The organism is Pseudomonas sp. EGD-AK9 (assembly GCF_000465935.2).
Taxonomy (GTDB): domain Bacteria; phylum Pseudomonadota; class Gammaproteobacteria; order Pseudomonadales; family Pseudomonadaceae; genus Aquipseudomonas.
The window spans coordinates 1-13622 of sequence record NZ_AVOF01000962.1 but is presented as its reverse complement, the minus strand read 5'-3'; the positions used below and the strand labels follow the sequence as shown (position 1 = coordinate 13622).

The window sequence follows — 13622 nt, the reverse complement described above, 5'->3', positions numbered from 1 at the left end:
CGAGGCCGGTTGGGAAGAGCGCCTGGGCCAGGTGCTGGGCAAGCGCTTCGTGCGCGGCGAGGGCAGCCGCCTGCGCCTGCAGGTCTCGCACCCGATGGACAACGGCCTGGTCGGTGGCATCCCCGAGTTCTATATCGAACAGGCCGAGCTGCGCGGGGAGGGCGGCCAGGTGTTGGGGCGCATCGAGCTGTTTCCGGCGGTCAGCGAGAACCCGACGCTGAGCTTCGACCTGCGCGGCAATCGGCACGCCGAGCTGTGGCTGCGCGACAACAATGGCAACGAATTCCAGGCCGCGTTCTAACCAGGGCTCCATACGTCGCGAAATACCGGGGCGCGACGCAGCGTTGGGCTTCGCGGCGCTTAGCGCCAAGCTACCGGCGAACGCTGCAGTGGAGTCCACCTTGATGCGCGGTGGCTGGGATTACAGGGGGAAGATCATGCGCTGGATGCTGTTGCTGCTAATCCTGGCCACTGGCCTGGCTCACGCCGAGTTGAACTACCAGCTGCAACCCCGACAGATCGCCGATGGCGTCTGGCTGGTGGAGGGCAGCACCGACAATTTCGCGCCGGACAACGGCGGCAATATCCTCAACGTCGGTTTTATCGAAACCGCTGACGGCGTGCTGGTGATCGACAGCGGCCCGTCGCGCCGTTACGGCGAGGCGCTGCGCCAGAGCATCGAGAAAACCACCGGCAAGCCGGTGGTGCGCGTGCTGCTGACCCACCATCACCCCGATCATGCGCTGGGCAACCAGGCCTTCGCCGATGTGCCCATCGCCGCGCTGCCGGAGACCACAAGGTTGTTGGCCGAGCAGGGCGATGCCATGGCGGAGAACATGTACCGTCTAGTCGGCGACTGGATGCGCGGCACTGAGGTGGTATTGCCCAGCGAGGGCCTGCACGAAGGCGCGCTGGAAATCGGCGGCCGGCGCCTGCAGCTGCTGGCGCTGCGCGGCCATACCGGCGCCGACCTGGCGATTCTCGACGAGCGCACGGGCGTGCTGTTCGCCGGCGATCTGCTGTTCTACCAGCGCGCGCTGACCACGCCGAACAGCCCCGGGCTGGACGTCTGGCTGGCCGATCTGGATCGCCTCGAAGCGCTGCCCTGGCAGCAGATCGTGCCCGGCCACGGCCCCGTCGCCACGGACGCGGCGCCCTTCGCCCAGATGCGCGATTACCTGGGCTGGCTCGATGGCTTGCTGCGCGACGGGGCGGAGCTGGGCGCGGAGATGAACGAGCTGATCCGCGCGCCCATCCCCGAGCGCTTCGCCCAGGTCAGCCTGAGTCGTTACGAGCTGATCCGCAGCGTCAGCCACCTCTACCCGCGTTACGAGCGCAATGCCATGGGGCGGGTGGATCGGTAGGGTGCGCCGCGCGCACCGGCTGTCAGGGTTTAGAGCTCTTCGTCGTCGCGAATCAGCACGTAGTGGCGACCCTGCTCGGTTTCTTCGTGGTCGTAGACGTAATACATCACCACTTCGCCCAGGCTGGCCTGCACGGCCAGGTAGTCGCCGCTCTCGGCCATGAAGAATGCCTTGGTGGCCGGTTTGGCCAGGCACTCGATATGGGCGGTGACGAAGTGCGTGGGATCTTCCTCGGCGAAATAGTCCTCGCGCTGGCGCGCATCCCAGTCGACGGGCGGCTCGAAGGCGCCGGTGACGATCACCTTGGCGTCGCCCAGATCCAGCTCCTCGCCGTCCGGGTCCTGCTCGTCGGGGCGATAGACAGTGCAGTCCAGGGCATCGGGATGGTTGAGGACTTCCTGGCGAGGGTGGGGCACGGGCGTCTCCGATCAATAGGTGCGGGCGGCCCAGTGTCGGGCAAAGCCCTGGCCGCCGCAATCCTCATGATTGCAGCCTGTGGGGCAGGTATTGCTACCAAGGAAGGAGGAAAATCGGCTGGGGGTGCAATTGTTGGATGGCCGGGGCGGGCGAAGAATTTGCGGCAGACCGGGAAATTTTCCCGGCAATAACAATGAACCCGCAGAGGTAGCCGCAATGAAACACTCCGGTCTTCGCCAGCCCTTGATCCTCACCGCGCTGTGCGCGGCGATGCTGTTGCCGTCCGCCGCCGCGCTGGCGGTCACCGACGCCGAGATTCTCAAGGACGCCAGCACCACCGACGAGATCGTCACCAACGGCCTCGGCCTGCAGGGCCAGCGCTACAGCCCGCTGAGCATCCTCAACGAGCAGAACGTCAAGGAGCTGCGCCCGGTGTGGACCATGTCCTTCGGCGGCGAGAAGCAGCGTGGCCAGCAGGCGCAGCCGCTGATCAAGGACGGCGTGATGTACGTCACCGCCTCCTATTCGCGGGTGTTCGCCGTCGATGCACGCACCGGCCGCGAACTGTGGCAGTACGAGGCGCGCCTGCCGGACGATATCCGCCCCTGCTGCGACGTGATCAACCGCGGCGTCGCCCTGTACGACGACCTGGTGATCTTCGGTACCCTCGACGCCAAGCTGGTGGCGCTGAACAAGGACACCGGCAAGGTGGTCTGGCGCAAGAACGTCGCCGATCACAAGGCGGGCTACTCGATCACCGCAGCGCCGCTGGTGGTCCATGGCAAGCTGATCACCGGCGTCTCCGGCGGCGAGTTCGGCGTGGTCGGCAAGATCGAAGCCTACGACCCGAAGAACGGCGAGCTGCTGTGGAGCCGTCCGACCGTCGAAGGCCACATGGGCTACGTCTACAAGGACGGCAAGGCCATCGAGAACGGCATCAGCGGCGGCGAGGCCGGCAAGACCTGGCCGGGCGACCTGTGGAAGACCGGCGGCGCCGCGCCCTGGCTGGGCGGCTACTACGACGCCGACACCAACCTGCTGTTCTTCGGCACCGGCAACCCGGCGCCGTGGAACTCGCACCTGCGTCCCGGCGACAACCTCTATTCGTCCTCGCGCCTGGCGCTGAACCCGGACGATGGCAGCATCCAGTGGCACTTCCAGACCACCCCACACGACGGCTGGGACTTCGACGGCGTCAACGAGCTGGTCTCCTTCGATTACCAGGAAGGCGGCAAGACCGTGAAGGCTGCGGCCACCGCCGACCGCAACGGCTTCTTCTACGTACTCGACCGCACCAACGGCAAGTTCATCCGTGGCTTCCCCTTCGTCGACACAATCACCTGGGCCAAGGGGCTGGACAAGAACGGCCGGCCGATCTACGACGACAGCAACCGTCCGGGTTCGCCGAGCGCGGCGGAGAAGGGCAAGAGCGTGTTCGCCGCGCCGGCCTTCCTCGGCGCGAAGAACTGGATGCCCATGGCCTACAGCCAGGACACCGGCCTGTTTTACGTGCCGTCCAACGAGTGGGGCATGGACATCTGGAACGAGGACATCGCCTACAAGAAGGGCGCGGCCTACCTGGGCGCCGGCTTCACCATCAAGCCGCTCAACGAGGACTACATCGGCGTGCTGCGCGCCATCGATCCGAAAACCGGCAAGGAAGTCTGGCGCCACAAGAACTACGCGCCGCTGTGGGGCGGGGTGCTGACCACCAAGGGCAACCTGGTGTTCACCGGCAACCCGGAAGGCTACCTGCAGGCGTTCAACGCCAAGACCGGCGAGAAGGTCTGGGAATTCCAGACCGGTTCGGGCGTGATCGGCTCGCCGGTGACCTGGGAAATGGACGGCGAGCAGTACGTCTCGGTGCTGTCCGGCTGGGGTGGTGCGGTACCGCTGTGGGGTGGCGAGGTGGCCAAGCGCGTCAAGCACCTGAACCAGGGCGGCATGCTGTGGACCTTCAAGCTGCCGAAGGAACTGGTGGCCAAGCGCTGATCGGTTGATGCGTCAGACGATGGCCGGACTCTGTCCGGCCATCGTCGTTTCTGGGGCTTGCCGCTGCATCGGGAGATTTTCCGCCGGGCGGAACGCAAGACCAGGCAGGCGGGTCTAGCCTTTAGCGTCCATAGCCTCTTATCTCGCTGCCGAAGGCCCGTGCCAGACCGCTCGCCGCTCTACTACCAAATGACTAGGCGATCTGTGCCATGGGCGCATACCGAGGTTTCCGGGGGCTTCCTAAGATCGAACCATGACTCGCTTGCCCGATTGGCAGCGGGCTCCGACAACAAGAGAGGTCAGCATCATGATTTACGCGAAACCGGGTACCCCAGGCGCCGTCGTCACCCTCAAGCCGCGCTACGGCAACTACATCGGCGGCGAATTCGTCGCCCCGCTCAGTGGCCAGTATTTCAGCAACACCAGCCCGGTCGACGCCTCGGTGATCGCCGAGTTCCCCCGTTCCAATGCCGCCGACATCGACAGGGCGCTGGATGCCGCCCATGCCGCCGCCGACGCCTGGGGCCGCACCAGCGTGCAGGAGCGCTCGCACATCCTGCTGAAGATCGCCGACCGCATCGAAGCCAACCTCGAGCTGCTGGCCGTGGCCGAAACCTGGGACAACGGCAAGGCCGTGCGCGAAACCCTCAACGCCGACGTGCCGCTGGCCGCCGATCATTTCCGTTACTTCGCCGGCTGCATCCGCGCCCAGGAAGGCAGCACCGCCGAGATCAACGACGGCACCGTGGCCTATCACTTCCACGAGCCGCTGGGCGTGGTCGGGCAGATCATCCCGTGGAACTTCCCGCTGCTGATGGCCGCCTGGAAACTGGCCCCGGCCCTGGCCGCCGGCAACTGTGTGGTGCTCAAGCCGGCCGAGCAGACCCCGCTGTCGATCACCCTGCTGGCCGAGATCATCGACGACCTGCTGCCGCCCGGCGTGCTCAACATCGTCCAGGGCTTCGGCCGCGAAGCCGGTGAAGCGCTGGCCACCAGCAAGCGCATCGCCAAGATCGCCTTCACCGGCTCCACCCCGGTCGGCTCGCATATCTTGAAATGCGCCGCCGAGAACATCATCCCGAGCACCGTCGAGCTGGGCGGCAAATCGCCGAACATCTTCTTCGCCGACATCATGAACGCCGAGCCGGCCTTCATCGAGAAGGCCGCCGAAGGTCTGGTGCTGGGCTTCTTCAACCAGGGCGAGGTGTGCACCTGCCCGTCGCGGGCGCTGGTGCAGGAGTCGATCTACGACGCCTTCATGGCCGAGGTGATGAAGAAGGTCAAGCAGATCAAGCGCGGCAACCCGCTGGACACCGAGACCATGGTCGGCGCCCAGGCCTCGCAGCAGCAGTTCGACAAGATCCTTTCCTACCTGGAGATCGCCCAGCAGGAAGGCGCCCAGGTACTCACCGGCGGTGCGGCCGAGCGCCTGGACGGGGATCTGGCCAGCGGTTACTACATCCAGCCGACCCTGCTCAAGGGCACCAACCAGATGCGCGTGTTCCAGGAGGAGATCTTCGGCCCGGTGATCGGCGTGACCACCTTCAAGGACGAGGCCGAGGCGCTGGCGATTGCCAATGACACCGAGTTCGGCCTCGGCGCCGGGGTGTGGAGCCGCGACATGAACGTCGCCTACCGCATGGGCCGGGCGATCAAGGCCGGCCGCGTATGGACCAACTGCTACCACCTGTACCCGGCGCACGCCGCCTTCGGTGGCTACAAGAAGTCCGGCGTCGGCCGCGAAACCCACAAGATGATGCTCGACCACTACCAGCAGACCAAGAACCTGCTGGTCAGCTACGACATCAATCCGCTGGGCTTCTTCTAAGGCTCGCCAATCCCATAACGCGGCGCGCTCGCTCCGGCGCGCCGCCTCTTGCACGGCGACGAACCCTACCCGGGTGGATCTGCGGGCAGCCATGGCCTGAACGGCAGCAGATTCCTTATCGCGACGCGGCTTCGGCCGCGTTTTTTATTGCCGATGCACAGCTGTCCATAGGGTGCGCTTACCTACCAATGCCAGCCGAATCTCCTCCCAAAGTACCATTTGGCCGCTCGCTGCCCGGGGGCTTAATGGGGTTGCCGGAATGCCCCGGCTCAATAACAAGAGGACCGCACCATGTGGACTAAACCCGCCTACACCGACCTGCGTATTGGCTTCGAAGTGACCATGTACTTCGCCAACCGTTGATCGACCTTGGCCCCGGTTCGTCCGGGGCATCCCAATCGGTAACGCCCCATGCATATCCAGGTTCTCGGTTCCGCCGCCGGCGGCGGTTTTCCCCAGTGGAACTGCAACTGCCGCAACTGTCGCGGCGTGCGCGCCGGCACCCTGCGCGCGCAGCCGCGTACCCAGTCGTCCATCGCCCTTTCCGATGACGGCGGCGAGTGGGTCCTGTGCAATGCCTCGCCCGACATCCGCGCCCAACTCGAGGCCTTCCCGGCGCTGCAACCGGCGCGCCAGCTGCGCGACACGGCGATCGCCGGCATCGTCCTGCTCGACAGCCAGATCGACCATTGCACGGGCCTGTTGACCCTGCGCGAAGGCTGCCCGCACCAGGTCTGGTGCACCGAGATGGTCCATCAGGACCTGACCACGGGCTTTCCCCTGTTCAACATGCTCAGCCACTGGAACGGCGGCCTGCAGCACCGGTTGATCGAACTGGATGCCGAACCGTTCAGTATCCCCGCCTGCCCGGGGCTGAGCATTACCGCCATCGCCCTGCGCAGCAGCGCGCCGCCGTATTCGCCGCACCGCGGCAATCCGCACCCGGGCGACAACATCGGCCTGTTTATCGAGGACCGGCGCACGGGCGGGACCTTGTTCTACGCCCCCGGCCTGGGCCAGGTGGACGAGCAGCTGCTGGGCTGGATGCGCCGCGCCGACTGCCTGCTGGTGGACGGCACGCTGTGGCGCGACGACGAGATGCGCCAGTGCGAGGTGGGCGACAAGCTTGGCAGCGAGATGGGCCACCTGCCGCAGAGCGGCCCGGGCGGCATGCTCGAAGTGCTGGAGGGGCTGCCGGCGGCGCGCAAGATCCTGATCCATATCAACAACACCAACCCGATTCTCGACCTGGACTCGCCCGAGCGCGCCGAGCTGGACGCCCGCGGCATCGAGGTCGCGTTCGATGGGATGAGCATCCACCTGTAACGGGCCGATAACAAAAATCCGGAGAGCAGATGAGCCAGCCTGCCATGAGCCCTGCCGAATTCGAGCAGGCGCTGCGCGCCAAGGGCGCGCTGTACCACATTCACCATCCCTACCATCGGGCCATGTACGAAGGCCGGGCCAGCCGCGAGCAGATTCAGGGCTGGGTGGCCAACCGTTTTTACTACCAGGTCAATATCCCGCTCAAGGATGCCGCGATCATGGCCAACTGCCCGGATCGCGAGACCCGCCGCGAGTGGATCCAGCGCATCCTCGATCACGATGGGGCGCCGGGCGAGGAAGGCGGCATCGAGGCCTGGCTGCGCCTGGCCGAGGCGGTCGGCCTCGACCGCGAACAGGTGCTGTCGCAGGAGCTGGTATTGCCCGGCGTGCGTTTCGCCGTCGACGCCTACGTCAACTTCGCTCGCCGCGCCAGCTGGCAGGAGGCGGCCAGCAGCTCGCTGACCGAGCTGTTCGCCCCGACCATCCACCAGTCGCGCCTGGACGCCTGGCCGCAGCACTATCCCTGGATCGACGCGGCCGGCTACGACTACTTCCGCAAGCGCCTGAGCCAGGCGCGGCGCGATGTCGAGCATGGCCTGCGCATCACCCTGGAGCACTACCGCACCCGCGAGGCGCAAGAGCGCATGCTAAATATCCTGCAGTTCAAGCTCGACGTGCTGTGGAGCATGCTCGACGCCATGAGCATGGCCTACGAGCTGCAGCGCCCGCCGTACCACACGGTGACCACCGAGCGCGTCTGGCATAGGGGGATCGCGCTATGAAACCCGATGTGTCGGTGCGCATGACGCACCCTGCGGTTGAGTCTTGTGTAGGGTGCGCCGTGCGCACCAGTCAGGAGCCCGAACGATGACTGCTGCCATCCTGCCCAATATCCCCGCCATCCGTCGCGGCTTCCGCCTGCAGTTCGAGCCGGCGCAGGGCTGCCATGTGCTGCTCTACCCGGAAGGCATGATCAAGCTCAACGACAGCGCCGGCGAGATCCTCCAGCAGGTCGATGGCAAGCGCTCGGTAGCCGAGATCATCGACAGCCTGCACCAGCGCTTCCCCGATGTGCCCGGCATCGACGAAGACATCCTCGCCTTTATGGAGGTGGCCCATGCTCAGTTCTGGATCGAGCTTCGCTAAAGCAGGTCATGAACCAGGGCCGCCGCTCTGGCTGCTGGCCGAGCTGACCTATCGCTGCCCACTGCAGTGCCCGTACTGCTCCAACCCGCTGGATTTCGCCCAGCAGGGTGCCGAGCTCAGCACCGCCGAGTGGATCGAGGTATTCCGCCAGGCCCGTGAACTGGGGGCGGCGCAGCTGGGATTTTCCGGTGGCGAGCCGCTGGTGCGCCAGGACCTGGCCGAGCTGATCGCGGCGGCGCGCGGCCTGGGCTACTACACCAACCTGATCACTTCCGGCATCGGCCTGACCGAAGCGCGTATTGCCGAGTTCGCCGAGGCTGGGCTGGACCATATCCAGATCAGCTTCCAGGCTGCTGACGAGGAGGTGAACAACCTCCTAGCTGGCTCCAAGAAGGCCTTCGCGCAGAAGCTGGCGATGGCCCGTGCGGTCAAGGCCCATGGCTACCCGATGGTGCTCAACTTCGTCACCCACCGGCACAACATCGACAATATCGCGCGCATCATCGAGCTGTGCCTGGAGCTGGAGGCGGATTTCGTCGAGCTCGCCACCTGCCAGTTCTACGGCTGGGCCGGGCTCAACCGCGCCGGCCTGCTGCCGACCCGTGCGCAGCTCGAGCGCGCCGAACGCATCACCAATCAGTGGCGCGACAGGCTGGCGGCCGAGAACCACCCGTGCAAGCTGATCTTCGTCACCCCGGATTACTACGAGGAGCGGCCCAAGGCCTGCATGAACGGCTGGGGCAATCTGTTCCTCGACATCAGCCCGGACGGCACGGCGTTGCCTTGCCACAGCGCGCGACAGCTGCCGGTGCAGTTTCCCAATGTGCGCGAGCACAGTCTGGATTACATTTGGCGCGAATCCTTCGGCTTCAACCGCTTCCGCGGCGACGACTGGATGGCCGAACCCTGCCGCAGCTGCGACGAGAAGCACAAGGACTTCGGCGGCTGCCGCTGTCAGGCCTTCCTGCTCACCGGCGACGCCAGCAACGCCGACCCGGTGTGCAGCAAGTCGCCCCATCACGGCGTGATCCTCGCCGCCCGCCAGCAGGCCGACGAAGCGCCGCTGGGGCTGGAGACCCTGCAGTACCGCAACGAAAAGGCCTCGCGAATCATATGCAAGGCGTGACCGACCCCGACGATATCTGGAGCGCCGAACAGGCCGCAGCTGCCAGCGCCGACTTCGCCGAACTGCACGCCGCCCATGACGGACTGCTGTGGGTGGCCTTCGATCCGCTGCAGGCCCGTTGCGGGTTGTTCTTCTGCCGCGATGGCGCAGTTTGCGAGCTGACCCCGCGGGGGTTTTCCGCACGCAGCCGCGTCTACGAGTACGGCGGCGGCGCCTGCTGTGCCACGGAGCGGGGCGTGGCCTTCGTCAACGAGCGTGATCAGCAGATCTACCATCTGCCAATGGCAGGTATTTCCGTAGGAGCGGCATTAGCCGCGAACCGCGGTGAGCCAAAGGGCTTAGCGGCTAAAGCCGCTCCTGCGGGCCTTGAGCCTCAGGCGCTGACTGCCCGCTCCCACTGCCGTTATGGCGACCTGGCCTTCGTGCCCGCCTGGCAGGCGCTGCTGGCGGTGGAGGAGAGTCATGAGTGCGGCGCGGTGCTGCATCGCCTGGTGCGTATCGGCCTCGATGGCCAGCGCGAGGTGCTGGTCGAGGGCGCCGATTTCTACGCAGCGCCGGTGGCGGACTCCACTGGCCAACGCCTGGTCTGGATCGAGTGGGATCGCCCGCACCAACCCTGGGTCGCCACGCGCCTGTGCCAGCGCGAGTCGGGCCAGCCTACTCGGGTGCTGGCCGGGCAGGCGGGTGATCGTTCTCTGCAGCAGCCACGCTTCGATGTGCAGAACCGCTTGTGGGTGTTGAGCGACAAGGCGGGCTGGTGGCAGCCCGAGTGCGTCGATCACGGCCTAGAGCTGCAAGCTGCGCCCCGCGATCATGCGCCGGCGCCCTGGCAACTGGGTGGCCGCACCTATCTGCCGCTGGAGCATGGTGAGCTGCTACTGACGCGTTTCGAGCAGGGTGTCGGCGTTCTCGTGGGGTGTCGAGGGGCCGCCCAGGTTGTGCGCACCAGCGATCTCAGCGGCAAACCAATCGGTGCGCACAGCGCACCCTACGCAGAGCGGCGGTTGGTCGAAGGGTTTACACGTTTCCGCAGCTTGGCTGCCGATAGCGAATATTTCTACTGCATCGCTGCCGCCCCGGATCGCCTGCCGGCGGTGCTTGCCATTTGCCGCAGCGATGGCGCGTTGCAGATACTGGCGGGCGGTGAGCAGCCGCTAGGTGAAGCACAGCTGTCACGGCCTCAGCCATTCAGCTGTGCGGTGGGCGAGGGCGAGCGCTGCCATGGTTTTTTCTATGCGCCCGTTGCCGCCGAAGCACGCCCACCGCTGCTGATCTTCCTGCATGGCGGCCCCACCTCGGCCTGCTATCCGGTGTTCGATCCGCGCATCGTCTTCTGGACGCTGCGCGGCTACGCCGTGCTCGACCTCAACTACCGCGGTAGCAGCGGCTACGGTCGCGCCTACCGGCTGCGTCTGGCGGGGCAGTGGGGGGCGCTGGAGGTCGAGGATATCCGCGCCGCCATCGACCAGTTGGCCTGCGACGGCGCTATCGATCCGGCGCAGGTGTTCGTTCGCGGTGCCAGCGCCGGCGGCTACAGCGCGCTGCGGGCGCTGGCCGAGCTACCCGGGCTGCGCGGCGGCGCCAGTCTCTACGGCGTCAGCGACCCGCTGGCGCTGCGTCGGGTCACCCACAAGTTCGAGGCGGATTATCTGGACTGGCTGATCGGCGATCCCGAACGCTACCGGGCGCGTACACCGCTGCTGCAGGCCGAGCGCATCGCTGCGCCGCTGATCTTCTTTCAAGGCGGGCTGGACGCGGTGGTGGTGCCGAGCCAGACCGAGGCCATGGTGGCGACGCTGCGCCGGCGCGGTTTGCCGGTCGAGTATCACCAGTTCGCCGAAGAACGCCACGGCTTTCGCCAGGCCGCCAATCTGGCCGCGGCGCTGCGCGCCGAGCATGCCTTCTACCAGGCCCTGCGCTAGGCGTAGGTCGCATTGCATTGGCCGAGCAATGCAGTAGGCTGGAAGCCATTCCATAACAACAAGATCAGGCCGTTGCATGAGCCACGATTTGAGCCAACTGCGTAAATTCGTTTCCCCGGAGATCATCTTCGGCGCCGGCTCCCGGCACAACGTCGGCAACTACGCCAAGACCTTCGGCGCACGCAAGGTGCTGGTGGTGTCCGACCCCGGTGTAGTCGCGGCCGGCTGGGCCGGCGATATCGAGGCCAGCCTGCAGGCCCAGGGCATCGCCTATTGCCTGTACACCCAGGTCTCGCCCAACCCGCGGGTGGAAGAGGTGATGGCCGGCGCCGAGCTGTATCGCAGCGAGGGCTGCAACGTCATAGTCGCAGTCGGCGGCGGCAGCCCGATGGACTGCGCCAAGGGCATCGGCATCGTCGTCGCTCACGGTCGCAGCATCCTCGAGTTCGAGGGCGTGGATACCATCCGCGTGCCCAGCCCGCCGCTGATCCTGATTCCGACCACCGCTGGCACCTCGGCCGATGTCTCGCAGTTCGTGATCATCTCCAACCAGCAGGAACGGATGAAGTTCTCCATCGTCAGCAAGGCGGTGGTGCCGGACGTGTCGTTGATCGACCCGGAAACCACCCTGAGCATGGATCCCTTCCTTAGCGCCTGTACCGGCATCGACGCCCTGGTGCACGCCATCGAGGCCTTCGTCTCCACGGGCCACGGCCCGCTCACCGACCCGCATGCGCTGGAGGCCATGCGCCTGATCAACGGCAACCTGGTGCAGATGATCGCCAACCCGGCGGACATCGCCCTGCGCGAGAAGATCATGCTCGGCAGCATGCAGGCCGGGCTGGCCTTCTCCAACGCCATCCTCGGGGCGGTGCATGCGATGAGCCACAGCCTCGGCGGCTTCCTCGACCTGCCGCATGGCCTGTGCAACGCGGTGCTGGTCGAGCACGTGGTGGCCTTCAACTACAGCGCGGCGCCGGAGCGTTTCAAGGTCATCGCCGAAACCCTCGGCATCGACTGTCGCGGGCTGAACCACGCGCAGATTCGCCAGCGCCTGGTCGAGCACCTGATCGCCTTCAAGCATGCCGTGGGCTTCCGCGAAACCCTCGGCTTGCATGGCGTCGGCAGCTCGGACATTCCGTTCCTTTCCAGCCATGCCATGGACGATCCGTGCATCCTTACCAACCCGCGCGAGTCGACCCAGCGCGACGTCGAGGTGGTCTATGGCGAGGCGCTCTGACGAGGCGCTAGCCGGGCTGCTGGGGCTCAGCAGCCAGTCGGCGCGCAAGAGCCACTACCCCGAGCTGCTGGCGCGCCTGGAGGAGCTGGAAACCGAGCGCAACCGCTACAAATGGCTGTTCGAGCACGCCGTGCACGGCATCTTCCAGGCCAGCCTGCAGCAGGGCGTGCTGGCGGCCAACCCGGCCATGGCGCGCATGCTTGGTTACGACGATCCGCAGCAGGTGCTGTGGTCGCTGAACGACCTGGCGCGCCACCTGTTCGTCGGCGGTTTCGATGAGCTGGCGCGGATTCGCGAGCAGCTGGGCCGCGGCGCCGCCCTGGTCGGTTACGAGACCCAGTTGCGCCGGCGCGACGGCAGCGTCATCGACGTATTGATGAACCTGCTGCTCAAGCCCGAAGGCGAGGGTCTGTTCGAGGGTTTCGTCGCCGACATCACCGAGCGCAAGCAGGCCCAGCAGCGCCTGCAACAGCTCAACGACGAACTGGAGCGCCGGGTCGCTGCACGTACCTACGAGCTGCTCGAATCCAACCGCAACCTGCAACGGCAGATCGAAGAGCGCGAGCGCATCGAGCAGGCCCTGCGCGAGGCGCGCGACGCCGCCGAGGCGGCCAACCGCAGCAAGGACAAGTACCTGGCCGCCGCCAGCCACGACCTGCTGCAGCCGCTCAACGCCGCGCGACTGCTGATCTCCACCCTGCGTGAGCGCGAGCTGCCGAGCGCCGAGCTCAATCTGGTGGAACGCAGCCACCTGGCACTGGAAGGCGCCGAGGATCTGCTCACCGACCTGCTGGACATCTCCAAGCTGGACCAGGCGGCGATCAAGCCGGACCTCGACGTCTATCGCCTGGAGGAGCTGCTGGCGCCGCTGGCCTCGGAGTTCGACGGCGTCGCCGTGGCCCGCGGCCTGCGCCTGCGCGTGCGCATCGCCGACTGCGCGGTGCACACCGATTTTCGCCTGCTCACGCGCATCCTGCGCAACTTCCTCAGCAACGCCTGTCGCTACACCGAACGCGGCGGCGTGCTGCTCGGCGCGCGGCGGCGCGGCCAGTTTCTCGAGCTGCAGGTGTGGGACAGCGGCCGCGGCATTCCCGCCGACCAACTGGACAAGATCTTCCTCGAGTTCAACCAGCTGGACGTCGGCCGCGCCACCGAGCGCAAGGGCGTCGGCCTCGGCCTGGCCATAGTCGAGCGTATCGCGCGCATGCTCGGTTATCCGGTGCAGGTGAGTTCGCAGCCGGGGCGCGGCTCGCTGTTCAGC

General features: G+C 66.3%; 13 protein-coding genes. 12 read left to right on the top strand and 1 reads right to left on the bottom strand.

Annotation, left to right across the window (positions count from 1 at the left end):
- Positions 1–301: thiosulfate oxidation carrier complex protein SoxZ (locus N878_RS25965; RefSeq protein ID WP_021446387.1), on the top strand; the 301-nt coding region annotated here is incomplete at its 5' end.
- A 136-nt stretch (positions 302–437) separates the two neighbouring features.
- The gene (locus N878_RS25960) at positions 438–1364 is read left to right on the top strand and encodes a quinoprotein relay system zinc metallohydrolase 1 (protein WP_031304272.1); all 927 of its coding nucleotides are present in this window, start codon (positions 438–440) and stop codon (positions 1362–1364) included.
- A gap of 29 nt (positions 1365–1393) precedes the next feature.
- Here N878_RS25960 and N878_RS25955 read toward each other — a convergent pair whose 3' ends face one another.
- Positions 1394–1780 carry a hypothetical protein gene (locus N878_RS25955; protein WP_021446385.1) on the bottom strand — a complete coding sequence of 129 codons (387 nt, stop codon included), beginning with the start codon at positions 1778–1780 and terminating at the stop codon, positions 1394–1396.
- Positions 1781–1997: 217 nt separating this feature from the next.
- Between N878_RS25955 and N878_RS25950 the strand changes: the two genes are divergently transcribed.
- From N878_RS25950 to N878_RS25910, 10 genes are all read left to right on the top strand, one after another.
- Positions 1998–3773 carry a methanol/ethanol family PQQ-dependent dehydrogenase gene (locus tag N878_RS25950; RefSeq protein WP_021446384.1) on the top strand — a complete coding sequence of 592 codons (1776 nt, stop codon included), beginning with the start codon at positions 1998–2000 and terminating at the stop codon, positions 3771–3773.
- Positions 3774–4080: 307 nt separating this feature from the next.
- On the top strand, positions 4081–5601 hold the full coding sequence (locus N878_RS25945) for an aldehyde dehydrogenase family protein (RefSeq protein WP_021446383.1): 1521 nt from the start codon (positions 4081–4083) through the stop codon (positions 5599–5601).
- 291 nt (positions 5602–5892) lie between these two features.
- Positions 5893–5964 carry a pyrroloquinoline quinone precursor peptide PqqA gene (pqqA, locus tag N878_RS28030; RefSeq protein ID WP_003243383.1) on the top strand — a complete coding sequence of 24 codons (72 nt, stop codon included), beginning with the start codon at positions 5893–5895 and terminating at the stop codon, positions 5962–5964.
- Between the two features lie 48 nt (positions 5965–6012).
- The gene (pqqB, locus tag N878_RS25940; RefSeq protein WP_021446382.1) at positions 6013–6927 is read left to right on the top strand and encodes a pyrroloquinoline quinone biosynthesis protein PqqB; all 915 of its coding nucleotides are present in this window, start codon (positions 6013–6015) and stop codon (positions 6925–6927) included.
- A 29-nt stretch (positions 6928–6956) separates the two neighbouring features.
- The gene (pqqC, locus tag N878_RS25935; RefSeq protein WP_021446381.1) at positions 6957–7709 is read left to right on the top strand and encodes a pyrroloquinoline-quinone synthase PqqC; all 753 of its coding nucleotides are present in this window, start codon (positions 6957–6959) and stop codon (positions 7707–7709) included.
- Between the two features lie 85 nt (positions 7710–7794).
- Entirely contained in the window at positions 7795–8073 is a 279-nt protein-coding gene (pqqD, locus tag N878_RS25930) for a pyrroloquinoline quinone biosynthesis peptide chaperone PqqD (protein WP_021446380.1), read from the top strand.
- Positions 8045–9199 (top strand): pyrroloquinoline quinone biosynthesis protein PqqE, encoded by a 1155-nt coding sequence (gene pqqE, locus N878_RS25925; RefSeq protein ID WP_021446379.1) that lies wholly within the window; start codon positions 8045–8047, stop codon positions 9197–9199. The genes pqqD and pqqE overlap by 29 nt, the downstream gene beginning before the upstream one ends.
- Positions 9187–11121 (top strand): S9 family peptidase, encoded by a 1935-nt coding sequence (locus N878_RS25920; RefSeq protein ID WP_021446378.1) that lies wholly within the window; start codon positions 9187–9189, stop codon positions 11119–11121. Before pqqE ends, N878_RS25920 begins: the two co-directional genes overlap by 13 nt.
- 76 nt (positions 11122–11197) lie before the next feature.
- On the top strand, positions 11198–12361 hold the full coding sequence (gene ercA, locus N878_RS25915) for an alcohol dehydrogenase-like regulatory protein ErcA (RefSeq protein ID WP_021446377.1): 1164 nt from the start codon (positions 11198–11200) through the stop codon (positions 12359–12361).
- Positions 12345–13622 (top strand): PAS domain-containing sensor histidine kinase (locus N878_RS25910; RefSeq protein WP_021446376.1); only part of this gene is annotated, 1278 nt, incomplete at its 3' end. The genes ercA and N878_RS25910, both read left to right, overlap by 17 nt.